The sequence below is a fragment of the Klebsiella sp. WP4-W18-ESBL-05 genome, from assembly GCF_014169075.1.
Taxonomy (GTDB): domain Bacteria; phylum Pseudomonadota; class Gammaproteobacteria; order Enterobacterales; family Enterobacteriaceae; genus Kluyvera; species Kluyvera ascorbata_B.
This window is the reverse complement of sequence record NZ_AP022057.1, coordinates 2763833-2788367: the sequence shown is the minus strand read 5'-3', so window position 1 is coordinate 2788367 and position 24535 is coordinate 2763833. Positions and strand designations below refer to the sequence as shown.

Below are 24535 nucleotides of genomic sequence, written 5' to 3'. Positions count from 1 at the left end.
TGCGGCGAGTTGAGCCACAGCCTGCCACACCGCGCCATACCTCTGTTGACCACCGTTTTGTAAATAAACGTCTGGGCAGTGAATTTGTCGAACGTAGCACTGTCCAACGATTATACGTACCGCATAAAGACAAATGAACGGACTCGTTTTTTTCCTTACGCGTTACCCTTGCATTACGTTGCTGGAAACAATGATGTCCAAAAAATTTGATACCGCTTTACTTCATCCCCGTAACGGGTTGAAGTGGTTCGCTCTGGCCTCTTTATGGCTGGTGGTGCAGTTGCCGTACCCACTCTTACACCTGCTTGGCACTTCTCTTGGTAAAGCGTCACGACGTTTTTTAAAGCGCCGTGAGCAAATTGCCGCGCGCAATATTGAGCTTTGCTTCCCGAATATGGATGCCGCGCAGCGGGAAAAGCTGATTGAACAAAACTTTATGTCACTGGGCATGGGGCTTATCGAAACCGGTATGGCCTGGTTCTGGAGCGATGCCCGCGTTAAGAAATGGTTTGACGTTGAAGGTTATGCCAACCTGATGGACGCGCTGAAAGAGCAGCGCGGCGTTATGGTGGTGGGCGTGCACTTTATGTCACTGGAGCTCGGCGGTCGTGCGATGGGGCTGTGCCGTCCAATGATGGCAACTTACCGTCCGCATAATGACCCGCTGATGGAATGGGTGCAAACCACCGGTCGCCTGCGTTCGAACAAAGCGATGATCGATCGCCGTAACCTGCGTGGTCTGGTGCAGGCGCTGAAGGCCGGTGAGGCCGTCTGGTTTGCGCCGGATCAGGACTACGGTCCGAAAGGCAGCGTCTTTGCGCCGTTTTTCTCGGTAAACGAAGCGGCGACGACCAACGGTACCAACGTGCTGTCGCGCCTTTCCGGCGCGGCGATGCTGACCGTGACCATGGTGCGCAAGCCGTGTCAGCGTGGCTACACGCTGCATATTAGCGAAGCCATGACGGATTATCCGTGCGGTGATGAGATCTCCGCTGCGTGCTATATGAACAAAATTATTGAACGCGAAATCCTACGTGCGCCGGAGCAGTATCTGTGGGTGCATCGCCGGTTCAAAACCCGGCCGCGCGGAGAGGCGTCACTGTATAAAGCCGTACCGCACGCGAAATAAATAACCCGCCTTTGGGCGGGTTCCTTTTGGGTTAGACAAGCCGCATAACCCAGGCGTCGGACGGTCGATCGTAGCGTTGACGATAGAGAACGGAATGTTCGCCATCAAGAAGGGCCGGGATGCTGATATCAGCGTCCCAGGCATCTAACTGCATGCATAAATCAGGATCGGACTTGCAAGGAATGCTTAACGTTCGCTCGCCGTGCTGATCGGCGTGCATCACGGCATCATCAATTTCGAATGCGCCGATGCGTACGCTGGTTTTACTCATAATGCTCTCCGTTAATCTGCTGGCCGTTGTGGTACGACCAGTTAGGCCGTACCTTTTCAGCGTAGTCAACGCGGAGAATTCTGCCAGTCAAAAGGTGCGCTTTTTTTTGTGCGCTACTCCGACCTGTTGGCAAAAAGCTTGCCGTCACGAACTAATTCACGGGGATAACTGTTTTTCAGCCGTGAGCCGATGCGTTTGGCCAGACCCAGCGGGAATCCCTGGAAAGTGACAATCACATCGTCCGTGGCGGGCGACTGCTGCGGGTATACATCGCGGCCACGATACCATTCTTCCGCTTCTTCCAGCGTCAGCTCATGCCCTAACTTTCGGGTGTTTGCCAGCGCGATAACCGCTTCATGCTGCCAGCGGAAACCTTTATTGTGCGTTTCGGCAAGCTTAAGCCCGATACGGGAAAAACGAACTTTTCCCAGCAGAGGCGCAATCTCGCCCGGGAATAGCCATATCTCTTTGTCGCGCTGCCACAGCGTAAGCGTATCGTCCCATTCAATACCGACCTTACGCGCAGCGTCGGCAACCGCCGCGGACTCGCGGCTTTTCATGGGCGCAAACGGGAATTTACCCACTTTATAGCCCGGGGCCGGTAGGGGAACGATGGCGGCGGTTTTACGCAAACGGGCGACGAAGAAGCCTTCACAGTCATAAATTTGCGGGAAGACGTGCAGAAAACCTTCTGGCGTCAGCGCCTGTTCCGCGTCAGGGAATAGCGTGCCCAGTGGCGCTATCTCTACCGCCTGTGGATAGCGCGCCAGCAGCCAGGCCACCACCGATTCGTTCTCGTCGCGGTTTAGCGTACAGGTTGAATAGACCAGCGTGCCGCCGGGGCGTAGTGCATGGAAGGCACTGTCGATCAGTTCACGCTGCGTATCGGCTATCGCCTGATTGCTCGCCAGCGACCAGTTTTTCAGTGCGTCCGCATCTTTACGTACTACGCCTTCGCCGGAACAGGGGGCATCCAACAGAATGGCGTCGAAGCATTCCGGCAGCGCGGCGCCAAATACGCGGCCGTCGAAGTGGGTCAGGGCGGTATTACTGATGCCGCAGCGGCTGATGTTGGCATGCAGCACTTTCACGCGGCTGGCGGAAAACTCATTGGCCAGCAGCATACCGCGATTGCCCATCCGCGCGGCAATTTGCGTGGTTTTAGAGCCTGGGGCCGCGGCAACGTCCATTACCCGCTCGGGGCGCTCGCCTTCGGCAAACAGCGCGGCCACCGGCAGCATTGAGCTGGCTTCCTGAATGTAAAACAGCCCGCTTAAGTGTTCGGCGGTGCTACCCAACGGCAGGGCGTCTTCCTCTTCGCGTTCAATCCAGAAACCTTCCGCACACCAGGGCACCGGCGTCAGCTGCCACCCATAGGGGGCGACCAGCGCCAGAAAATCATCCACCGTGATTTTCAGCGTGTTGATGCGAATGCTACGGCGCAGCGGGCGCTGGCAGGCAGCAAGAAAATCCTCAAAAGAGAGATGTGCGGGCATGGCCTCGCGCATCTGCGCAAGGAATTCATCAGGAAAATAGACAGAGTTTTGAGCCACTGGCGGATACCACAAGGAGATAACGAGCGCGCAGTCTAGCATAAAACGCGCCGGTGACGGGACACCGGCGCGTGAGGCTGGATGTTAACGCGGCAGGGCGGTGCCCCAATCGCGCCACTCTTTGGGTTCAGATTCCAGCAGCAGGAAGTGTTTACCTTCCTGCGCTTTCGGCGCCAGCGGCGTCCCCGGCGGCGTGGCGAAGGCGATACCGCCGCGAATGAACTGGTTGAAGGTGCCGGTTTTCACCACGCCGCCAATCAGGCCAAAGTCAAGGCTGTAGCCTGATGCCAGCCAGAACACCGAGTTGTTGCGCACCAGATGCTGGTAGCGCTGGCCGATGCGCAGCTCGACCATGACCCGGTCAGACAGGCTGCCGAGGTGCAGGCCGGTAATCGTGCCCACTTCGATACCGCGGAACAACACCGGCGTGCCGATGCTCAGCGAGCCGGCTTCCGGCGCCTCCACCACGACGTTCAGCCCGTTCAGGTAGCGGGAGTCGGCGATGGTGGCTTCCTGCAGCTCGAAGTCACGACGCAGCTCGCCGTGCCCCGGTTCAACGTTGACGTACGGCTGTAGCAGCGTGTCCAGGTGCTCGACGCCTGCCGCGGAGATCTGGGGGGTGATCACCGAGAAGCGCGTGCCGCGGCGAGCAAAGGTGTTGACGTACTCTGGGTACAGCACGGCGCTGGCCTGCACCTCGTTGCGAGAGGCGTTAAGCGCCAGGCTCTGCACCTGGCCGATATCGATACCGAGGTAGCGGATTGGCATACCGGCGGACAGTTTGTCCGCGTCGAAAGCGTGCAGCGTAATTTGACCACCGACGGCGCGGGCGGCCGTTTCTGACGGGAACAGCACACGTTTATCACCTTTGCGGGTGCCATTATTGGCTTCGCTGATGTTGTCAAAGCTCACAGCCCCCTTCAGCGCACGCGATAGCGGCGATGCTTGTACCGTTAGCCCGCTGCCGTTGAGCTGTACCTTCGCGCCGCCTTCTGCCCAGAAGACGCTACTTGGGGTCAACAAGGAACGGTATTCCGGTTTGATGTGCACGGCGATATCAAAGGCGTTGGCACGCGGCTGTACCGAGGTGACTTCACCGACCTCAAACTTACGGTACAGCACCACCGATCCGGTCTGAATATCCGGCAGCGTCTCGGCGGTAAGCATCAGGGTCGTGGTCGGGTAGTCGCTCAGGTTATTCTCCTGCGCTTTCTCCAGATTGGCGTACAGCGGATAGCTGTCCTTCATCGGCCCTTTTTCTCCGGGCAGAATACGAATGCCGCCGCTTAACCATTCATTAGCGCTGGCACCAAGGAACTCAACGCCATCAATCCCAACCTTGACGTCCATCTTGCTGTTGACGACGAATTTGCTGTCGCCGTGCAGCAGGTCGCGGTACTGCGGGTCAATAGCGATGGCGAAGGCGATCCCTTTTGCGCTTAGCGTGCGCTCCATCACCTGACCTATACGCACGCCGTGCAGCATAATCGGCTGCCCGGCTTCAATACCGTAGCTCTCCGGTGCCGTGAGGGTTAGCGTCATTACCCCGGGCTGCTGCAACAGGGTTTTATCCGCCGCCAGCACGGTAAAGCTGTTTTTTGGCGCGCCTTCGCCCGGTACCAGCTCAAAGGTACTGCCGGTCAGCAGTTGGCTGAGGTTGGTGTTTTCCAGCGACAGCTTCGGCTGGTGCAGTTCGATGCGCGTTCTTTCGCGCAGCAGCGACACCACGCTTGGATCGACGGTCATTTCACCGGTCACCGAGCTGTCAGGATTTAAGGTCATTTTGGTGAGCTGGCCGACCTCCAGTCCTTGATACAGCATCGGGGTCGAACCGGCTTTCAGCCCATCGCCGTTTGGCAGTTGGAGCTGAATCAGCACCCCGCGCTGGCTATGGGCGAGGTCTTCATACAGACCAAATTCGTCGTTTTGCGCAGCGGCCTGGGAGTCTGCCGGCGAGTCGAAGGCAATGGCGCCGTTAACCAGCGCCGCCAGGCTTTCCAGCTGCACTTTCGCGCCGCTGAGGCCTACGTCGGCCTTCACGCCGGAGACGTTCCAGAAGCGGCTGCCTTTTTTCACAAGGTTAGTGAAGCGACGCTCAATGAGCACGTCGATCGTCACGCCCTGGTTATTTGGGTTAATGGTGTAGTCGTACACGCGGCCAACCGGAATCTTGCGGAAATACACCAGCGACCCGCTGCTCAGCGAACCGAGATCCGGCGCATGCAGGTGAATCATCAGCTCGCCGTTATTCAGACGGTATTTCGGCTGCGTATCTAGTGCGGTAAAGCGATCGCTGGGCTCACCTTTACCGGGCATCATTCCGATATAGTTACCGCCAACCAGAGCATCAAGGCCGGAAACGCCGGCCAGAGAGGCTTTTGGTGTGACCAGCCAGAACTGCGTATCCGTGCGCAGCGCGTCTTCCATGTCGCTTTTGATGCTGGCGCGCACTTCAATTTTGCTGCGGTCTTTTGCCAGGCGGATGTCCTGTACCGTCCCCACTTCTACGCCCTGGAAGCGCACAGGCGTGCGCCCGGGGACGATACCATCCGCCGACATAAAGTCGATGGTAATGGTCGTCCCGCGATCCTCGTAGCTATTCCAGATAAGCCAGCCGGCAATTATCAGCGCGATAACCGGCAGTAACCAGAACGGTGAAATGCGACGTTTTGTTTTAATTCGCGCTTCAGTCTGTGAAGCGGGCGTTTCCTGACTCATGTGCGTCCCAAAGTAAGCGGCTGTCCAGCCATTCAACAGCAAGGATAGTTAATATTACCGCAGCGCCAAAATAAAACGCAGCGGGGCCCATCGTGAAGGCGAGAAGCTGATCGCGATTGATGAGCGACATGGTTAATGAAATGACAAACAGATCGAGCATTGACCAGCGGCCAATCCAGGTCACAAAGCGCAGCAGCAGGATACGCGTGCGCAGCCCCTGTTCGCATTTAAACCGGATACTGAGCAGTAGCGTCAGCATCACGATAACTTTGGTGAACGGCACCAGGATACTGGCAAAAAAGACCACTGCGGCCACGGCAACGTTGCTGTTAGCCAGCGACATAATCCCGGAGAGAATGGTGTCTTCCTGGCGGCCGCCGTTGACATAAATAATCGATATCGGCAGCAGGTTCGCCGGAATCAGGAACACGATTGACGCGACCAGCGCCGCCCAGCTTTTTTGTAAACTCTGCTTACCGCGATGATAAAGCGGGGTGTGGCAGCGGCTACAACGCCCGCGCGCGTCGCGATAGCCCGTGTAGTGGCAGTTCAGACATACCTGAAGCGACGTGTCCGGCCGGGTGGCGGGGCGCTGCGGGTAGAAGCGTTCCCACAGCTGTTCGACGTTAAGGTGAATGAGCGTCAGGATGCTGAGTATGACCAGCGAAATATAGGCCAGCAGGCCAACACCCGGTTGTAAAAAAGCGTAGTCCTGAACTTTAATTGAGGCGACGGCGATGCCGACCAGGTAGATGTCGAGCATCACCCACTCTTTGAGTTTATCCAGCATCAACAGGACAGGACGCAGATTCATCCCTAGAATATTACCCAGCCAGAGATAGGCGATAGCGACAACCAGCACCGCCGGGGCGGCGACGGTACAGAAAAAGACCATTGCCGCCGTGACCGGGTCGCCGCTGTCGGTCATCTGCCAGATGCCGTGTAGCAGGTTGGCGTCAATGCGCACCCCGAGCAGGTGCAGACGCAGCAGGGGTTCGCTCCAGGCGAAGGGCATCAGCAGCAGCATGGTAATCGCCATGGCGCCCAGGCGCGTTAACGACCAATCGCGGCCGTCGCGCACTTTGGCGTTACAGCGTGGGCAGTAGGCACATTGCGATGATTTTACGACCGGTAACCGAAAAAGCATATCGCACTGCGGGCAACGTTGGTAATGTGCCCACGGTAGTGGTTCGCTCACCGCGTGAATGCGTATTTTCTTTGTCGGCGTTATAGATGATATTTTCAGTGCCATTTATTACATTGATAAATGAATGTATAACTCTATCTTAACCTAAGTATGGATTCATCTTGAGCCCGAACGCACTTAATGCGTATTTTATCAGGCCAGAGAATGGGTAACGAACCAGTAACATCGTAAACAACAGTGATTGAATAATGAGCAAAACAGAATTTTACGCGGACCTTAACCGTGATTTTCAGGCATTAATGGCAGGTGAAACAAGTTTCTTAGCGGTAATCTCTAACACCAGCGCGCTGCTGTATGAGCGTCTGTCCGACGTAAACTGGGCCGGTTTCTATCTGCTGGAAGGCGATACGCTGGTTCTCGGGCCGTTCCAGGGCAAAATTGCCTGCGTGCGAATCCCGGTTGGGCGCGGCGTTTGCGGCACCGCGGTGGCGGAAAATCGCGTTCAGCGTATTGCAGATGTTCATGCTTTTGATGGGCACATTGCCTGTGATGCGGCCAGCAACGCCGAAATCGTGTTACCGCTGCAGGTAAACAATCAGGTGATTGGCGTGCTGGATATTGATAGCACCGCGTTCTCGCGCTTTAGCGAAGAGGATGAACAGGGCTTATGTGAACTGGTCGGCCACCTGCAAAAAGTGCTTGAAGCCACCGATTATCAAAAATTCTTTGCACCCGTCGCAGGATAATCAACGGATAACGTAGCATTTACGGATGGCGTCATTATAATGTCGCCTGTTCATGCCTGCGGCTTGTTGGCTACGTCCGTTGTAATCAGGAAATTTCATGGAAAATCAACCTAAGTTGAATAGCAGTAAAGAAGTTATCGCATTTTTAGCCGAACGTTTTCCGCAGTGCTTTAGCGCGGAAGGTGAAGCTCGTCCTCTGAAAGTCGGTATTTTTCAGGATCTCGTCGAGCGTGTTGAAGGGGAAATGAACCTCAGCAAAACCCAACTGCGTTCCGCATTACGTCTTTATACTTCAAGCTGGCGCTACCTTTACGGTATCAAAGCCGGTGCCGTTCGCGTCGATCTCGACGGCAACCCATGCGGTGAGCTGGACGAGCAGCACGTTGCACACGCACGTCAACAGCTTGAAGAAGCCAAAGCTCGCGTTCAGGCGCAGCGCGCTGAACAGCAGGCGAAAAAACGCGAAGCGGCCGCTGCGGCGGGCGAGCAGGGTGATGCGCCACGTCGTGAGCGTAAACCGCGTCCTCCGGTACGCCGTAAAGAAGGGGCCGAGCGCAAGCCGCGCGCTGCTGCTGCAAAACCGGCTGCTAAACCGGCTCGCGAAGTGCGTGAAGAAAAACTGACGCCGGTATCCGATCTGTCTGCGCTGACGGTCGGTCAATCCCTGAAAGTTAAAGCGGGCAATAACGCTATGGATGCAACGATCCTGGAAATTACCAAGGATGGCGTTCGCGTTCAGCTTACTTCTGGTATGTCAATGATTGTACGCGCAGAACACCTGGTGTTCTGAAACGGAGGCCGGGCCAGGCATGAACAAATTTTTTAGGCTCTCCGCGCTTGCTGGCCTGTTATTAATAACAGGCCAGGCCGTAGCGGTAGAAGATATTACCCGTGTTGATCAGCTTCCTATTCTTAAGGAAGAGACTCAGCACGCCACGGTAAGCGAGCGCGTGACATCGCGCTTTACCCGTTCCCACTACCGCCAGTTCGATCTCGACCAGGCCTTTTCGGCTAAAATTTTTGACCGCTATCTGAACCTGCTGGACTACAGCCACAACGTGCTGCTGGCCAGCGACGTGGCGCAGTTTGCGGCGAAAAAGGGTCAGATTGGCGACGAGCTTCGTTCAGGCAAACTTGACGTCTTCTACGATCTTTACAATCTGGCGCAAAAACGCCGCTTTGAGCGCTATGAATATGCGCTGAAGGTGCTCGATCGTCCGATGGACTTCACCGGTAATGACACCTTCAACCTCGATCGCAGCAAAGCGCCGTGGCCGAAGGATCAGGCTGAGCTGAACGCCCTGTGGGACAGTAAAGTGAAGTACGACCAGCTGAGCCTCAAGCTCGCCGGTAAAGACGACAAAGAAATTCACGACACCCTGGCGCGACGCTATAAGTTCGCGATCCGTCGCCTGGCGCAAACCAACAGCGAAGACGTGTTCTCATTGGCGATGACGTCGTTCGCCCGCGAGATCGACCCGCACACCAACTACCTTTCACCGCGCAACACCGAACAGTTCAATACCGAGATGAGCCTGTCTCTTGAAGGGATTGGCGCGGTGCTGCAAATGGACGACGATTACACCGTGATTAACTCCATGGTGGCTGGCGGCCCGGCGGCGAAAAGCAAGGCCATTAGCGTAGGCGATCGCATCGTCGGCGTGGGCCAGTCGGGTAAAGGGATGATAGATGTCATCGGCTGGCGTCTTGATGATGTGGTCGCGCTGATTAAAGGGCCGAAGGGCAGCAAGGTGCGCCTGGAGATCCTGCCGGCCGGTAAAGGCTCTAAAACGCGTATTGTGACGCTGACCCGCGAGCGCATCCGTCTGGAAGACCGCGCGGTGAAAATGACGATCAAAGGTACCGGCAACGAGAAAGTGGGGGTTCTGGATATTCCTGGCTTCTACGTTGGCCTGACCGAAGACGTCAAGGTACAGCTGCAGAAGCTGGAAAAACAGAACGTCAGCAGCATTATTATCGATCTGCGTAGCAACGGCGGCGGTGCGCTGACCGAAGCGGTTTCGCTTTCCGGTCTGTTTATTCCGTCCGGCCCGGTGGTGCAGGTGCGCGATAATAACGGTAAGGTGCGCGAAGATAGCGACAACGACGGCGTCGTTTACTACAAAGGCCCGCTAGTGGTGCTGGTTGACCGCTTCAGCGCCTCGGCGTCGGAAATCTTCGCTGCGGCGATGCAGGACTACGGCCGCGCGCTGATCGTCGGCGAACCGACCTTCGGTAAAGGCACCGTGCAGCAGTATCGTTCGCTGAATCGTATCTACGATCAGATGCTGCGCCCTGAATGGCCGGCATTGGGCTCCGTCCAGTACACCATTCAGAAGTTCTACCGCATTAACGGCGGCAGTACGCAGCGTAAAGGCGTCACCCCGGACATCATGATGCCGACCGGTACCGAAGAGACCGAAACCGGCGAGAAGTTCGAGGATAACGCGCTGCCGTGGGACAGCATCAACGCAGCCACCTACGTGAAGTCGGGCGATATGGCACCGTTCGAGCCGCAGCTGCTGAAGCTGCATGCCGATCGTATTGCCAAAGATCCTGAGTTCCAGTACATCGCGAAAGATATCGCACATTTCAATGCGCTGAAGGACAAGCGCAGCATCGTTTCTCTCAACTACGCCCAGCGTAACAAAGAGAACGAGGAAGATGATGCGACGCGACTGGCGCGCGTAAACGATCGCTACAAGCGTGAAGGTAAACCGTCAATCAAGAAACTTGACGATCTGCCGAAGGATTATAAAGAGCCGGATCCGTATCTGGATGAGACGGTCAATATCGCTATTGACCTGTCGAAGCTGGAGAAGGCGACCTCCGCTGAACAGCCGGCGGCAAGCAAGTAACCCCCCAACAGGCACAAGCAATTGTGCCTGTTTTTTTATCTCCCGCAGCTTCTCGTAAACAACGATGCTACAAAATGTAAAGTTGTGTCTTTCTCGTGACTTAGCCTCACGTAATCGTTGAAAATTCCCGGATTACCCATACGATATGGGTAATCGCATAGTGCGTTTTGTTAAAAAGAGGTTAAAAGTAAATTATGATGCGAATCGCGCTCTTCCTGATGACCAACCTGGCGGTGATGGTCGTATTTGGGCTGGTGCTAAGCCTGACGGGAATTCAGTCGAGCAGCATGACCGGTCTGCTGATTATGGCGCTGCTATTTGGTTTTGGCGGTTCCATTGTGTCGTTGATGATGTCTAAGTGGATGGCGCTGAAGTCGGTGGGCGGCGAGGTCATTGAACAGCCGCGTAATGAGCAGGAACGCTGGCTGATGGAAACCGTTGCCCGCCAGGCGCAGCAGGTGGGTATCGCTATGCCGCAGGTTGCGCTTTACCATGCGCCGGATATTAACGCCTTTGCCACCGGCGCGCGCCGTGATGCATCGCTGGTCGCCGTGAGCACCGGCCTGTTGCAGAACATGAGCCGTGACGAAGCTGAGGCGGTTATCGCGCATGAAATCAGCCACATCGCTAATGGTGATATGGTTACCATGACGTTGATTCAGGGTATCGTGAACACCTTTGTTATCTTTATCTCCCGCGTGATTGCGCAGATTGCAGCCGGTTTCCTCGGCGGTAACCGCGACGACGGCGAAGAGAGCAGTAACGGCAACCCGCTGATTTACTTCGCGGTGGCAACGGTGCTGGAGCTGGTGTTCGGTATTCTGGCAAGCATTATCACCATGTGGTTCTCGCGCTATCGTGAATTCCACGCAGATGCCGGTTCGGCGAAGCTGGTTGGCCGTGAGAAAATGATCGCGGCGCTGCAGCGCCTGAAAACAAGCTATGAGCCGCAGGAGGCCAGCAGCATGATGGCATTCTGCATCAACGGTAAGTCGAAGTCGCTGAGCGAAATGTTCATGACTCACCCGCCGTTGGATAAACGTATTGAAGCGCTGCGCAGCGGCGAATACATGAAGTAATCGGCGTTGCCGAAAATGAAGCCAGCCCGTCAGTCACGGGCTGGCTTTTTTTTAGCCGCGGTTTTGCGGCGGCTCTGCCTTTAAATCAATAATCCGGCCGATGTTATCGTGATAGACCGTAAGCAGGTTGTACTGGCTCAGCTCCGAAATCATCTGCGGCGCAATATTAAAGCTCCTGGCAAGTTCGTCATTTTCCAGCGACGCCAGGCGAGCATGACGTCGGGCATGCGTTCGTCGGCGGTTGTACTGATACCAGATAATCAATAGCCAGCCGTTGGCGACGGCAATCAGCAGGTACACCAGCAGCGTATTGAATGCTTCGATGGCGGTATCCCAGCGCTGACCGCTGCTTTCCGTCAGCTTCATCACCAGATTGACATAAAGGAAAAACAGAAAGCCACACCAGGCGATCAACGTTAATACTGCATCAAAGCAGCGGGGCAGCAGGCGGTGTTCGGTTAAGATAACGCAATGCTCGCTCATGACATTCTTCCTTTTCCACGATCGGGACTCACCCAGCGTGCACGGGCGCGCTGGCGTTTCAGCATGACTTTGGGGAACGCGACGACAGTGGTGAGCATGCCTATCATCCAGTACACCATCGGAAACCAGATAACCCAGAACAGGGAGGTTGCAACCTGTTTTTCATAGCGACGTTCGATAAACAGGCTGACGGCGAACTGCAGCAGACACATCACCCCCAGCAGCAGTCCGGTGAACTCCGGTGGAAACAGGCTTTTGACGGCCAGATTTTCCGGAAGCGGCGCGAGGTAGCTGAGCACAAACAGCAGCACCGTCACCGCGTAGGCGAAAGCCCACAGCGTAGAGAGCGTGTATTCTGCAAATAGCGGCCACATGCGGTGGTGTTCCCAACAAAATAACTTGCGCAGGTTGACCCAGAAAACCTCTGCGCCGCCCTGCGCCCAGCGTAGCCGCTGCTTCCAAAGTCCTTTTAGCGTTTCGGGCATCAGGATCCAGCACAACGCGCGTGGTTCAAAAAAAATGTCCCAATGGCGTAGCTGTAGTTTCCAACTGATATCGATGTCCTCGGTGATCATATCGGGGCTCCAGTAGCCGACGTCGGCCAGCGCCTGTCGGCGGAAAGCCGCAATGACGCCGGATACGGTAAATACCCGGCCATATATGCGCTGCGTTCGCTTGATAAGACCGATAATGGAGGAAAACTCGCCAACCTGAATGCGGCCAATCAGCGTAGATCGCGTGCGAATTCGCGGATTGCCGGTGACCGCGCCAACGTGCGGATACTGAATCAGCGGGGCGACCAGATAGGCCGCCGTATCGCGGTCGAGCAGCGCATCGCCGTCGATACACACCAGCAGATCGCCTCTGGCCGCCGCTGCACCGGCTTTTAGCGCCACGGCCTTACCCTGATTTTCTGCCAGATGAATGACCCGCAGGTGCGGCTGCTCGTGCGCAAGCTGCTCAAGCACCTCGGCGGTGTTATCCGATGAACCGTCGTTGATGGCGATCACCTCAAGGTGCCGATACCGCTGCGCCAGCGCGGCGGCGATGGTTTCTCGCGCATTTTTCCCTTCGTTAAAACAGGGAATCAGAATAGATATCAGCGGCTCGCCGCTGAGTTCGGGCGGCGGCATTTCATCACGCCACGGCCAGTGACGTTCGAGCTGGAACCAGAAGTAAAGGCCGCCGGTCACCCACAGTACGGACATAAACAGCGGCCAGAAGAAGACGAAATCGAGAATCAGTTCACCGGTAAAAATGGCCGCGACGCCCAGCGGCAGACCCAATACCAGTCCTAAAATACAAAAAGCAATAAGGCGATCAGTCATTGTTTGGGTACCAGTACGAAGAGAACGCGGGCCGAATATGAGAAATATCGGGCTGGTTATTAATGAAATCGTCGGGGTAATAGCCATAGTTTTTCACGCCGTTGAGCTGAAGCACCTGCATCCACTTCACCAGTAGGGCGTCAGGAACGGCGTTTTGCTGTCGTTGGTTCCAGTCTTTGGCCTGCAGTTCGAAAATGGTTTTGTTCAGCGCGCCAGGGCGTGCTGCCACCGTGCGTACCAACTGCGACAGCCAGGCATGGCTTTGTGCGGGCGAAATCGACTCCATCAGCGGCATGGCCATGGGTACCGTCCAGTCATAGGCGGCAAGAAAATCGTCAAGATTCTGGGCAAACCAGGTTTCGCTTTTCGGTTCAAGCAACGGTAGGGCAAAAATATTACGCGCGGTCTGTATCTGTGGACCGCGAATGCGCTGCGTGGCCTGGCTTAACTGAAGCGTGAAGGCGGTGAGCGCCTGACTTTTGAAACGGGTCCACGCTTCTTGTGCGGCGGGGCTGTGCGCCATCTCCGCGATAGCGGTGGTTGAACCGGTTTGTCGCCATGCGCTGAGGGCTTCCGGTCCGGCATCCTCAAAATCACTTAACACCGCATCATCGTGGAACAGAATGCCGTTGAACGGAGCGTAGCGGGCCAGGTCTTCGTAGAGATCCGTTATCTGGCGGCGCGCCTGCGTGTTCCACGGTGACAGCCTGATATAAGGCTCAGTGGCCGTCAGCGTGCGACCGCTCTGCGGATCCCAGCGCTGTACGCGGGGAAGGGGGGGCGCGAGGTTGAAGGCCAGCACCGGCATCCAGGCGAACACCTTAACCCTGCCACGAGTCTGAAGCTGCCAGGAGACGAAGTTAAACAGATCGGCCCGCACGGGGAGCCAGCGATTCGGGAAATAGGGCGCTTTCACGTTGCCATCGCCCTGCGGATCGGAAAACGCCTGTAAAAAAACGTGGCTGATTTTCATGTCGTAGACCCGCTGCACCAGCCTGTCGATATTCCGGGTTTGCTGGGCAATATCCGGGTCGTAGAGATAGTCGAGGTCGACGTGCATCACTCGCACCACCTCCGGTTCCTGCGCCTGCGTAACCATGCTGGCAAAGGCTTTCAGCGAGGGGTTTCCTGAAATCAGCATGCGCGGAATGTTGTCGATATTGCGTGCATCGCCAAGGCCGTCGGCCAGCGTAAAGGCCAGTTGATACCCCTGTTTTTTAGCTATTGCCAGCGTGACGCCGTTGGCTTCGCCGTAAGGCCAAACCCAGGCACGCGGCGCTTTTCCCGTCACCGAGCTGATTTTCTCGGTCACTTTGCGCACGTCCTCGCTAATGCGCTGGGTAAATTGTTGGTCGGTTTCATAGCGGCCGCTTTTCCGATCGTAAAACCGATTGGCAATCGCCGGTTCCAGGCTTCCCTGCGGGTTAGCCGGAAGACCGTAATGTGAGGCCCAGGTATGCGCCCCCACTTCAACCAATGATGAACGGCTCACTTCTTGCACCATCTGCCAGGTGGCGAAGCGATCGCGCGGCGTCATCAACCCGCCGAAATTGACCTTCTGCCCGGCGGGCGTATCCACCCAGCTACCGACAGGTGCCCATAGTGCGGGGACGTTCCATGCCTTCAGCAGAGGCCAGACGCGGGTGTAAAAGCTGCTGTATCCATCATCGAAGCTCAGTAAGAAAGCCTTCGGCGGCAATGTCTTGCGCGATGCGTGCGCATCGATAATATCCTGCACGCTGACGGCGTGATAACCGTTGTGCAGCAGCCAGCTTATCTGTTCATTGAGCGCGCTGGTGCGAACGGCCAGATAACGCTGATCGGCAACATCATCTTCAACGTCGTGATAACCCAGCACCAGAAAATGATTTTTCGGCCACGGCTGGCTGGCAGCCAGCGGGGAGCGATCCCGTGGGGCGATAAACGGTACCGCTTGAGCGCAGACGGCTGCGCTCAGGCATAGCCAGCCGAGGGCTACCAGGCTGATACGGAGACGTATATTCAGCATATTCATCCTTAAAACCGTAAAGTTGCATCAAAGGTGACGGCGAGATTGCTTTCCCGTTTGCCGTCGTAAGGGCGTTTATCCCAATTGAGCATCAGCCCGGTATCGAGAACGTTATTCCACTGGATACGCTGCCCGTAGCCGAGGAGAGTGATAGCGCCAGGGGATTGTTGCTTCTGCCAGTAAACGCCGCCGCCAGCGAGGATTTGTTGGCTCCAGAGCGTGTCGTAATGTCGATACATCTCGTGGTCAAGGGTCAGCGAAGCCGCCGTAGCGAGATCCCTGGAAGGGTTGTAATACAGCGTGTCTGCACGGCTGTTGGTGCTGCAGGATATTTCTGGCCCGAGGGTGAGCGTCATTGAAGGCCGCTGCCATATCCGCTCTTCGCCGGTTATGTTGTATTCCTGTCGACGGTTACCGTCAGAGAAATCACTGTAAGCGGCGCTGAGGCGATAGTTACGCTGCTCGTTCTGATACCAGTGTACCGAAGCGGCAGCCCGATTAGCGCTGATGCCATTGCGCAGCGCCCGCAGCGGCGTGGAGCGCGAGATACGCTCCAGTTCGCCGCCAAACTGCCAGCTATCGACCGGGCGATACTCGCCGATAATACGTCCGCCGGGCTTGCTGCCTCCGTGAAAGTGGTTGCTGGAGAGCTCGATTTCTCCCCTAAAATCGCGTGGCCGCCACTCCAGGCCGCCAAACAGGTGATGGGCGGAACCGTTACCTTCATCAAAATGGCCTTGCGCAAAGCGGGTGCCCGCAAAAGGCCGCCAGCTGTCCGCCATGGGCGGGCCGTAGAGCGTGGCATCCCAGGACAGATCGCGGGAGCCGCTGATCGGGTTGTCGGAATACAGCCCTTTAGTGGCGTTAACGCGTAGCTCGGAAAAATGCTGAATATCGCGCATCCTCGCCAGCTTTTGTGCACTGCGATCTTTTGGCGTACGGGCGATAACATCATCCGTCAGTAAATCCATCTGTCGCCACTCATGCAGATCCATGGCGATGTAGGCCTGCTGGCTTTCCAGCGCAATATTGGTCGGCTCCAGCGCTTCAGCCATTTTGAGCCTGCGTTCGGCGCTTCTGGGTTGGCCGCGGGCCTGCAATACGGTGGCGTAATCAATCTGCAAACCCTGATTCCCCGGTGCGGAATCGGCCAACTGCCGGGCAAGGGTTTGTGCCTGCGCCAGCGCGTTGCTTGCCGTCAGATACTGGACGTTGAGCGATTGGCCGATAAGCCAGAGGTCATTAGGCTGCGCGCTGGGATCGCCGGGGTTATAGCGAGCCCAAGGGGCATGTTGCATGACGCGGTCCACGTATTGCCGCGCAGCAGGGTATTGACCAGTATCCAGTAAAGAGAAGAACAGTTCGTTTTGCTCATCCTCCGCATCCGGGACATAACCGGGGTACCGGGCGAGAAGCGTCTGGGCGGCGGCGACATCTTGTTGTTCCAGATAGGCCGAAATGACCCAGCCGATGGCCCAGTCGGGGATGGCCTGATGTGCGGCGGCCAGCGCAAGATATTCATGGGTAACTCCCGGGTAATCGGCATTGGCGTAGAGTGCGCCAAGCCGGTCGATACGGGCACGTAGAATGTCCATCTGCGCGTCAGGATTATTTTTCCAGCGTGTTAGCAGCGCCTCGTAGCGGCTGAGCGCCTGCTGTGCCAGATGGTAGCGCTCGCGCTCAGTACGCGTAGGGAGCACGGCAAGACGCACGATTTCAGCCACCGCGTTGAGATCCAATTGCCGTTGTTGGGCAGGCGAAAGCTTCGCTTCAGAAGCATGTCTTTGCGCGGGCGTATCAACGCGGTTGCGGCTTAATGCCGTTACCCACTCGCTAAGCAACGCGCTATCACGGGAGTTCTGGGTGAGCGCGAGGGTATCGTTTAACAGCCGATCCCACTCTTTTCCCTGCTGTTGATACACATAGGCGAGCGTTTGCCGATGCGCTGGGGTAGGGCTTTCGGCGAGCAAACCGCGCGCGGCTTCCAGCGCCAGGGTATCCTGACGGGCGTCGGCCAGCGTTTTGATGTAACCAATACGGTAGTCATCCTTATTGGGTGCCAGCGTCAGCGCCTGCTGCCATAGCAATAGTGCCGTTTGCCACTGCTGAAGGTTTCGGGCGGCCTGCGCCGCGGCCGCAAGCCCGCGCGCTGGCAGCGGCATATACACCTGATAGCGCTGCCAGAGGTGAATGACGTCCCGGTCGTCTCCGGCCCATAATGCAACCTGTAACCAGTCGGCCACCTGCTCGGCATTTAAGGCGCGATGCTGCTGATAGCGCTGAACGTAAATAAGAAATGGCCGATAATTACCGTTACCTGCCTGCTGAATCTTTTGTTCATATATGGATTCAGCGCCGTGAACCAGATTCGGAATGAGTAATATCAGGCTAACTGAAAGCGATAATGCCGAGTTGAGATAACCGTGCGCTTTATTGTGTTGAAACGAACTATCCATATCTATTTACCATAGCTGTATCCAGAGTCCATGACAAAACGTGGCTGCCTTTCAATCCTGATTCAGGGAAAGGTAATAATGGTGATGACGCGATTGTTCTTTTGCAGTGTCTAACTTACCTTTAGGTAATAATGAATTTTCCTCGTGATCGGGCCGTGTGAACGCTAATATACACCTGATATGTTTGGCGATAAATATACGACAAATGGCTGCTATATTTTAGGATTTATCTGTAGATGGCTGCAATCTTATGATTTATCTCAGCATGTTTTTTATTTTTAAACTATTGATAATGATCTATTTTGTTGGTTTTCAAGTATTAATTCTTGTCGTTGTGTCATGCGCGTCTCGTCGAAGAAAAAGACATTTTATCCGCTAATATTTAGGATGTTTTATGACAAAAAATCTTAATCTTATAATCGGCATCTTTTCTGTGGTTGTTTTTTAATTATAATTACGACTCGTCATTACTGTGCTGCAGGTGGTGTGTGCTTGATATGACGGAGAGAGGGAATCAAATTAATCGCGTTTGTCACCATTATAATAAGCCATGCAATGGAGGTTGTCTTTTCTCCTGAAAGGATGTTCCTGCTTTAATGTATAAGGGATGATTTGTGGCAACATCTATACTGCTCGTCACGCAAGACAGCTACCTCGTCAGAGGCATTGAACTGTTGTTTCCTGATATTATCCAGTTAGATTCGATCGACCGTAAGGTATTTGATGGTGGTGCCGATGAGTATTCAGTATTGATTGATCATGTACAGAACCTTAAGCGGCAAGCGAATTAATAATACCGTCTAACGTGTTGTTTTGCTTGGATTTTCTCTGCCTACTCTTTTTGCCGTTTTTGGATAAATACACCATTGCCCACTCCAACTTCTCTGTTATTTCCTGCCACGCACCATGGATGATGCTCGCCAATATCGGCATTAACCAAAGCGCGCTGTTTTTGGCAATCTTCAGCATCGATAACTCCGCGCTGCCAATCAGCGTCAGCGCCAGCCGACGTTTGACCAGCAAGGCCAGCAAACTAGCCCAGATCAAGCCTTCCGCTATCGCTTTTTGTCGTGTCGCGAACGCCTTCAACCGGTTATGTGATTTCAGCTCTTTGAACAACAGTTCGATCTGCCAACGGCAACGATACAATGCCATCACCTTCTCGGCTGGCCATCGCTCACGCGGAAGATTGGTCATCCATATACAGAACCGTTTTTCCTCTGCAAACCAACGTCTTATGAGTCGATATTTATACTTTCCCGAACTCACATCCAGATCCAGAACCTCGGCTCTGCAGCTTCTCCGATCGATATCCTTGAGCTTTTTTCCGAGTAACTTGGGCATTTCCCTGCCGTCCTGTCGGTAAGCTGCCTGTACTTTGGGATTGAGATTTTGACTCCCTCTGACCAGATAGCTTCCTTTGGCTTTGGTCACATCAGCAAAGTACTCGCGGCTGATGTAACCGGCATCCGCCAATAACAGTTTGTTATTTAACGAATTTGCGGCCGGAAGATGCTTGCGCTCCGATTCGGTATCCGCCGTGATACTCATCGATATCGGCGACTGGTCCAGCAAGGACATGGTCATATGACACTCTACCGCAGCGGGGCTGTGCTTATTGAATCGGCCCGGGAAATGTTCTGCCAATTGCGGATGTAACGCGAATGACGACCCGTCCTGCAGCAGTACCTGCTCAAAGCCTGCCAGTCCGTGGGCGTCCGGTAGACACTCCTTGAGGCGTAAGGCGATGGCTCGTTCAACCAGTGCGCGCATGAACAAGGGAAAACCCTGCTTGCGTAACTGGTTGTGAAAGGGTTTATACGCTATTTGGTCAGTATCATGGAGCTGCAACGCATTGAAATGGCGATGCAAACCAGCAATACCATCCACCTTGTCGCAACCAAGCCCTGAGAGCAGAGCCGGGAGTAGTCTCGCAGGCTGGATATCCCGGAGTCGCTGACAAAAACCGGTAAATTTACCGATCCGGTTGAGTTCAGAAGAGCTAAGAAGTTGCTTGAGGTACTGGGTTGCATTGATTATAGTCATGGCTTCGGGCGTGTCGGTTTTTTTTTGCGATTAAATCAGATCACAAACGAAGCCTTTTTTCTATCTATTTCAATTGGTTGTAGCTAAAGATCCTGTACATGATTGATTGATAGCCGGTCGCCGCTCCACTGCTATGACTATCTGATCCTTGATGCCATGCGCTCGAAAAAACCGATCTCCTGTATCATGCTGGATATGCGCTATCGTGAAGCCGAGATGCTAAATATGAAGGTATTTTTACACAGCCTACTCGCGCCGACGGATACGGCCGCGCTGTTTACGCTGCTGTTAAATATGAAAAGCCGTCGTTTGACGCCGGTCTGGTTAGAGAACCTGGCGCTCAGCGCTTGCGAAAAGCGCATGCTGCGTCTTTTAATGGCCGGGAGAACCATGGAGGAGGTGGCCGATGCGTTAAATACGTCGGCACGGGGACTTTATCGTCAGCGAACAGAACTGTCTGAGCGTCTTGGCGTGGAGAACTTTAATGAGGCCTGCCTGTTTATCTTCAAAAATAATCTGCTGGAGGCGGTGGACGATACCGGCCTGTTAGGTCGGCGGCGGGTATCGTCTGGATAATGCGGGTTAGCTTTGGGCGCGCGGCTGCGTTACGCGCAGGCCGCTGAACAGCGTAGCAATGACCGCGAGCGCGCCTGCCAGCAGCAAAGAGACGTGGGTGCCGCCGTTGCCAAAGAGGTTAAACATCAGTGCAACCAGCGCGGCGCCGGTGCTCTGACCAAGCAGCCGAGCAGTGCCCAGCATGCCGCTGGCGCCGCCGCTGCGGTTGCGCGGCGCGGAAGCGATAATCGTGTGGTTGTTGGGCGACTGGAACAGACCAAAGCCTGCGCCACACAGCAGCATACGCCAGATGATATCGAGGTCGCTCGGCGATGCGGGCAGCAGCGCCAGCGCAAACAGCCCACAGGCCATCACCCCCATCCCTAACGCCCCAAGCAGCCCCGCGTGAACCCGCTCAATCAGATAGCCCGCCAGCGGGGCCATTACCATGGTAGCCAGCGGCCATGGCGTTAACAGCAGACCGGTTTCCACTTCGCTACGCCCGACAACGGTCTGTAAAAAGAACGGCAGGGAGACCAGCGCCAGCATTTGCGCACAGAACGAACATATCGATGTGCAGATTGACAGCGAAAACAGCGGAATACGCAGCAGATCAACCGGCAGCAGCGGCACCGGGAGGCGCAGCTGGCGGCGAACGAAGAAGAAGCCAATGACCAGCAGCGCGACCACTTCGGCCAGCACCAGTGTGGTCGACTGCCCCTGGGCAAAGCTACTGAGTGCGGTAATCAACAGGCCGAAGGTCAGTGCATTCATGACTGCGCTCGGCAGATCGAAACGCGGTTTATCGCTGTGGCTGGCATTTGATGGCAGGAAGCGTACGGCTAACAGCCAGGCAATAATGCCGAGCGGTACGTTAATCAGAAACAGCCACTGCCAGGAGGCCAGCGATAGAATTGCGGCGGCAATCGTCGGGCCTGCCGCCGAGGATACCGCCACGACAAATGAGTTGATCCCCATCCCGCGCCCAAGCTGGCGCTGCGGGTAAATCAGACGAATTAATGCCGTGTTGACGCTCATCAGCGCTGCGCCGCCAAAGCCCTGGGCGATACGCGCGAGGGTCAGCATTTCCAGCGAATGCGAGAACGCGCACAGCAGCGAGGTGAGGGTGAAAACGACCAGCCCTGCTTTATAGATACGGTGATAGCCAATCATATCGCCAAGAAAAGAAAGAGACAGCAGGGAGATGACGATAGCAATTTGATAGGCATTCACGATCCAGATGGACGCTGCGGGCGACGCGTTCAGGTCGCTGGCGATGGTCGGCAGCGCAACGTTGGCGATGGCTCCGTCGAGAACGGCCATCGTAATGCCGATGACAATCGTCAAAATGGCACCGTAGCGCTGAGGCAACGGCAGGCCATCAATCATGTTTTTAGTCATGTGGGAATTTGTTTATGATGAAATTATTAACCGGAGAATGATTCTAGCATTGATTAATCAATTGAATGTCGAAGATTTGTAACCAGGTCACAGAAGTTTCATTGCTACGGCGGCCTTGCGAAATTATAATAAAAACCGGTTCTAATATTTATAAAACAGTTGCGATGAGGTGATAAATGTCAGCAGCAGATTTGGACAAACAGCCAGATTCTGTCTCTTCGGTACTAAAGGTATTTGGTATCCTGCAGGCACTTGGCGAAGAACGCGAGATTGGCATTACTGAACTTTCGCAGCGCGTCATGATGTCGAAAAGCACCGTTTATCGCTTTTTGCAAACCATGAAATCGTTGGGCTACGTTGCCCAGGAAGGGGAGTCCGAGAAGTATTCGCTGACCCTGAAGCTGTTTGAGCTTGGCGCACGTGCGCTGCAAAACGTCGACCTGATCCGCAGTGCCGACATCCAGATGCGTGAACTCTCTCGTCTGACGAAAGAGACCATCCACCTGGGCGCGCTGGATGAAGACAGCATTGTCTACATTCACAAAATCGACTCCATGTATAACCTGCGTATGTATTCCCGCGTCGGTCGTCGTAACCCGCTGTACAGTACGGCAATCGGGAAAGTGCTGCTGGCCTGGCGCGATACGGCTGAAGTGCGTCAGATTCTTGAAGGCGTGGAGTATAAGTGCAGTACCGAGCGTACGATTGCGAATACCGACGAGCTGATTACCGTGCTCGAGCAGGTGCGCAAGCAGGGCTACGGTGAAGATAACGAAGAGCAGGAAGAAGGGCTGCGCTGTATCGGTGTGCCGGTATTCGACCGTTTTGGCGTGGTCATCGCCGGGCTGAGTATCTCGTTCCCGACGCTACGTTTCTCTGAAGAACGTCTGCATGAGTATGTCGAGATGTTGCATACTGCGGCGCGTAAAATTTCCGAACAAATGGGTTATAACGATTACCCATTCTGATGGTGAAATGAAAAAAAACCGGCAAATAGCCTAATGCTGGTCAGTTAAGGCGTTGAATTCAGAAGCTGGAACGGTCGGCCGGATAAGGCGTTTACGCTGCCATCCGGCAATCAGCGCAGTGTGCCGGAGGGTGCTTTGCTTATCCGACCTACGAATTTAGCTTAACTGACAGGTATCAGGCAAATAGCCGGTTTTTTTACGTCTGGCGTTAGCCTTGATCGACGACGCTAACGCTTTTGCGCAGCAGCGGGCAGCTCGGACGGCCGACAACGCCGTTGTCACCGTGCAGATAAAATGCGGTGCTAAATCCCTCTGCGGTCAGATATTTACACTGTAGTCCTAACCCACCGGCGGTCTTCTGGCTTCCCGCCAGCACGCCGTAGCCGCTCAAAAGAACCCCAATCGCGATAATGACCAGGCAAACGATGGTTCTGATTAACAAGCGCATAAACATTCCTCTTCTATTATATCTATCATCAATACTACCGTAACGTGATAACGCATTGATACAAGTCTATGATTCCTAAAAGCACGAGATGCCATTACAGTTAGCCGCGGTTTAAGGTTAGCATGCTAATTTGGTTGCATCTGAATAAGAATTCATGCGGAGAGTGGAGTGAAAAAGTTTCGGTGGGTATTACTGATACTCGTGATTGCCGCCTGCCTGCTGCTCTGGACACAGATGATCAACGTGATGTGCGATCAGGACGTTCAGTTTTTCAGCGGAATTTGCAGCATTAACCGGTTTATACCCTGGTAAAACATTTTTGCCGGCAGCATTTCCTTCCGTAATGTGAGTGGTAGAATAGATCGTTCCTTTTGAGGTGGTAAAATGAGTGATCTTGTAAGTTCTGGGGCATTAAATCTGGCATCTCTGGCGTTATCCTTCCTGCTGCTGTTAGTCGGCCTGGTTCTGTGGTTCTTTGTGAACCGCGCCAGCTCCCGCGCTAACGAGCAAATCGAACTCCTTGAATCGCTGCTCGATCAGCAAAAGCGCCAGAATGCGCTGCTGCGTCGTCTGTGCGAAGCAAACGAGCCCGAGAAGAAAGAAGAAGACGCGCCAAAAGCTGAAGAAGTAGAAGAAGACGACAAAGATGATTTTATTCGCCTGGTTGCCGAGCGATAAACACTTTGCGTGATGACACCGCGCAGCCTGCAATGGGCTGCCGGACCGCAACGCGCTGCACCAAAGCGGTGCGTACTCCATCCCCCCATCACTGTTCGTCACCTTTGCGCGCCGTTGGCATGATTTTGCGCAAACGTGGTTGAGCGCGCTTCACCGATATTCCTCCTGCTGAAGATCTAACCTTATGTTGTTGTTATTTATCATTCATTGATGTTTTCTATTTAACTCAACATTATTATCGATGGTATTAATGTTGTAGCGTCGCTTAATAACCAGGCAATCCCGGCTTGCATAATGCAAATCATAATAGCGAAACGTTTTTATTGCCTAATCATGAAGCAATGTCACGAAACGATCATTATTTTGGTGCAATATAGTTAGCGCAATTAAGCAGTACGTCCTGAGAAGGGGCGGCAACAGAAGAACGCCTTATAACTAGCCGGTAAACCGGCGGGCATGAAAGTTATAGCGAAAATAATCTAACGATATAAATTTTTTATGAAGCGGTAGGCAAAATCTGGACGCAGGATAAAAGTTGGTCTATGTTAAAAAAGTCTTACGTTACCGTAGGCTAGGTCACGTATCAGGCTGTCTGGCAAAGACCTGCAGCGCATTCTTGTCGGTGGAAAAGCGCCGGTGAGCAAATGATTTGTTGGGATTTGT

The 24535-nt window shown here is 54.6% G+C and carries 21 protein-coding genes; 10 read left to right on the top strand and 11 right to left on the bottom strand.

The genetic code is table 11. The annotated features are described in order from the left end of the window. The first annotated feature begins 193 nt into the window (after positions 1-193). Positions 194-1129, top strand: coding sequence for a kdo(2)-lipid IV(A) palmitoleoyltransferase (gene lpxP / locus H7R58_RS13470; protein WP_106927738.1), 936 nt, complete (start codon positions 194-196; stop codon positions 1127-1129). Between the two features lie 31 nt (positions 1130-1160). Here lpxP and H7R58_RS13465 read toward each other — a convergent pair whose 3' ends face one another. The 4 genes from H7R58_RS13465 to yebS all read right to left on the bottom strand — a co-directional run bounded on the left by H7R58_RS13465 (position 1161) and on the right by yebS (position 6923). Continuing rightward, positions 1161-1400: a DUF1480 family protein gene (locus H7R58_RS13465; protein WP_106927736.1), complete on the bottom strand. Its 240-nt coding sequence runs from the start codon at positions 1398-1400 to the stop codon at positions 1161-1163. Positions 1401-1513: 113 nt separating this feature from the next. Next, positions 1514-2953: a 16S rRNA (cytosine(1407)-C(5))-methyltransferase RsmF gene (rsmF, locus tag H7R58_RS13460; protein ID WP_182930426.1), complete on the bottom strand. Its 1440-nt coding sequence runs from the start codon at positions 2951-2953 to the stop codon at positions 1514-1516. Positions 2954-3037: 84 nt separating this feature from the next. Beyond that, entirely contained in the window at positions 3038-5671 is a 2634-nt protein-coding gene (locus tag H7R58_RS13455; RefSeq protein ID WP_106927734.1) for a PqiB family protein, read from the bottom strand. Next, positions 5640-6923, bottom strand: a complete 1284-nt coding sequence (gene yebS, locus H7R58_RS13450) for a membrane integrity lipid transport subunit YebS (RefSeq protein ID WP_106927732.1) — start codon at positions 6921-6923, stop codon at positions 5640-5642. The genes H7R58_RS13455 and yebS overlap by 32 nt, the downstream gene beginning before the upstream one ends. Positions 6924-7066: 143 nt before the next feature. On the opposite strand from yebS, the gene H7R58_RS13445 reads away from it, so the two are divergent. The 4 genes from H7R58_RS13445 (at position 7067) to htpX (ending at position 11501) form a co-directional block, all read left to right on the top strand. Next, positions 7067-7564: a GAF domain-containing protein gene (locus tag H7R58_RS13445; RefSeq protein WP_106927730.1), complete on the top strand. Its 498-nt coding sequence runs from the start codon at positions 7067-7069 to the stop codon at positions 7562-7564. Between the two features lie 97 nt (positions 7565-7661). Beyond that, positions 7662-8354, top strand: coding sequence for an RNA chaperone ProQ (proQ, locus tag H7R58_RS13440; protein WP_106927728.1), 693 nt, complete (start codon positions 7662-7664; stop codon positions 8352-8354). Between the two features lie 19 nt (positions 8355-8373). Continuing rightward, complete coding sequence (gene prc, locus H7R58_RS13435; RefSeq protein WP_182934381.1) at positions 8374-10422, top strand: carboxy terminal-processing peptidase; 2049 nt, start codon at positions 8374-8376, stop codon at positions 10420-10422. Between the two features lie 194 nt (positions 10423-10616). After that, a complete protein-coding gene (htpX, locus tag H7R58_RS13430; RefSeq protein WP_106927724.1) occupies positions 10617-11501 on the top strand; it encodes a protease HtpX in 885 nt (294 codons plus the stop codon). Between the two features lie 51 nt (positions 11502-11552). On the opposite strand, the gene pgaD is transcribed toward htpX, so the two are convergent. From pgaD to pgaA, 4 genes are read right to left on the bottom strand one after another with little or no spacing between them, the layout of a single operon-like run. Further along, a complete protein-coding gene (gene pgaD / locus H7R58_RS13425) occupies positions 11553-11984 on the bottom strand; it encodes a poly-beta-1,6-N-acetyl-D-glucosamine biosynthesis protein PgaD (RefSeq protein ID WP_106927722.1) in 432 nt (143 codons plus the stop codon). Next, complete coding sequence (gene pgaC / locus H7R58_RS13420) at positions 11981-13312, bottom strand: poly-beta-1,6-N-acetyl-D-glucosamine synthase (RefSeq protein ID WP_106927720.1); 1332 nt, start codon at positions 13310-13312, stop codon at positions 11981-11983. Before pgaC ends, pgaD begins: the two co-directional genes overlap by 4 nt. Further along, a complete protein-coding gene (gene pgaB / locus H7R58_RS13415) occupies positions 13305-15320 on the bottom strand; it encodes a poly-beta-1,6-N-acetyl-D-glucosamine N-deacetylase PgaB (protein ID WP_182934380.1) in 2016 nt (671 codons plus the stop codon). Before pgaB ends, pgaC begins: the two co-directional genes overlap by 8 nt. Positions 15321-15328: 8 nt before the next feature. After that, positions 15329-17776: a poly-beta-1,6 N-acetyl-D-glucosamine export porin PgaA gene (gene pgaA, locus H7R58_RS13410; protein WP_182930429.1), complete on the bottom strand. Its 2448-nt coding sequence runs from the start codon at positions 17774-17776 to the stop codon at positions 15329-15331. A gap of 614 nt (positions 17777-18390) precedes the next feature. On the opposite strand from pgaA, the gene H7R58_RS13405 reads away from it, so the two are divergent. Then, a complete protein-coding gene (locus H7R58_RS13405; protein WP_227674919.1) occupies positions 18391-18567 on the top strand; it encodes a hypothetical protein in 177 nt (58 codons plus the stop codon). Here H7R58_RS13405 and H7R58_RS13400 read toward each other — a convergent pair. Next, positions 18548-19822 (bottom strand): IS4-like element ISApu2 family transposase, encoded by a 1275-nt coding sequence (locus H7R58_RS13400; protein WP_011191341.1) that lies wholly within the window; start codon positions 19820-19822, stop codon positions 18548-18550. The genes H7R58_RS13405 and H7R58_RS13400 overlap by 20 nt on opposite strands. 156 nt (positions 19823-19978) lie before the next feature. Here H7R58_RS13400 and H7R58_RS13395 point away from each other — a divergent pair, with 156 nt between their 5' ends. Beyond that, complete coding sequence (locus H7R58_RS13395; protein WP_182934803.1) at positions 19979-20398, top strand: helix-turn-helix transcriptional regulator; 420 nt, start codon at positions 19979-19981, stop codon at positions 20396-20398. A gap of 6 nt (positions 20399-20404) precedes the next feature. Here the strand turns inward: H7R58_RS13395 and H7R58_RS13390 are convergent, their stop codons facing one another. Further along, the gene (locus H7R58_RS13390) at positions 20405-21778 is read right to left on the bottom strand and encodes an MFS transporter (RefSeq protein ID WP_106927712.1); all 1374 of its coding nucleotides are present in this window, start codon (positions 21776-21778) and stop codon (positions 20405-20407) included. A gap of 176 nt (positions 21779-21954) precedes the next feature. Here H7R58_RS13390 and kdgR point away from each other — a divergent pair, with 176 nt between their 5' ends. After that, positions 21955-22746, top strand: coding sequence for a DNA-binding transcriptional regulator KdgR (gene kdgR, locus H7R58_RS13385; protein ID WP_064544768.1), 792 nt, complete (start codon positions 21955-21957; stop codon positions 22744-22746). A gap of 208 nt (positions 22747-22954) precedes the next feature. On the opposite strand, the gene H7R58_RS13380 is transcribed toward kdgR, so the two are convergent. Further along, positions 22955-23194 carry a YobH family protein gene (locus tag H7R58_RS13380; RefSeq protein ID WP_106927711.1) on the bottom strand — a complete coding sequence of 80 codons (240 nt, stop codon included), beginning with the start codon at positions 23192-23194 and terminating at the stop codon, positions 22955-22957. Positions 23195-23362: 168 nt separating this feature from the next. Between H7R58_RS13380 and mgrB the strand changes: the two genes are divergently transcribed. Further along, a complete protein-coding gene (gene mgrB / locus H7R58_RS13375; RefSeq protein ID WP_035891646.1) occupies positions 23363-23506 on the top strand; it encodes a PhoP/PhoQ regulatory lipoprotein MgrB in 144 nt (47 codons plus the stop codon). Between the two features lie 72 nt (positions 23507-23578). Next, positions 23579-23872, top strand: coding sequence for a YebO family protein (locus H7R58_RS13370; RefSeq protein WP_106927709.1), 294 nt, complete (start codon positions 23579-23581; stop codon positions 23870-23872). Positions 23873-24535 lie beyond the last annotated feature (663 nt).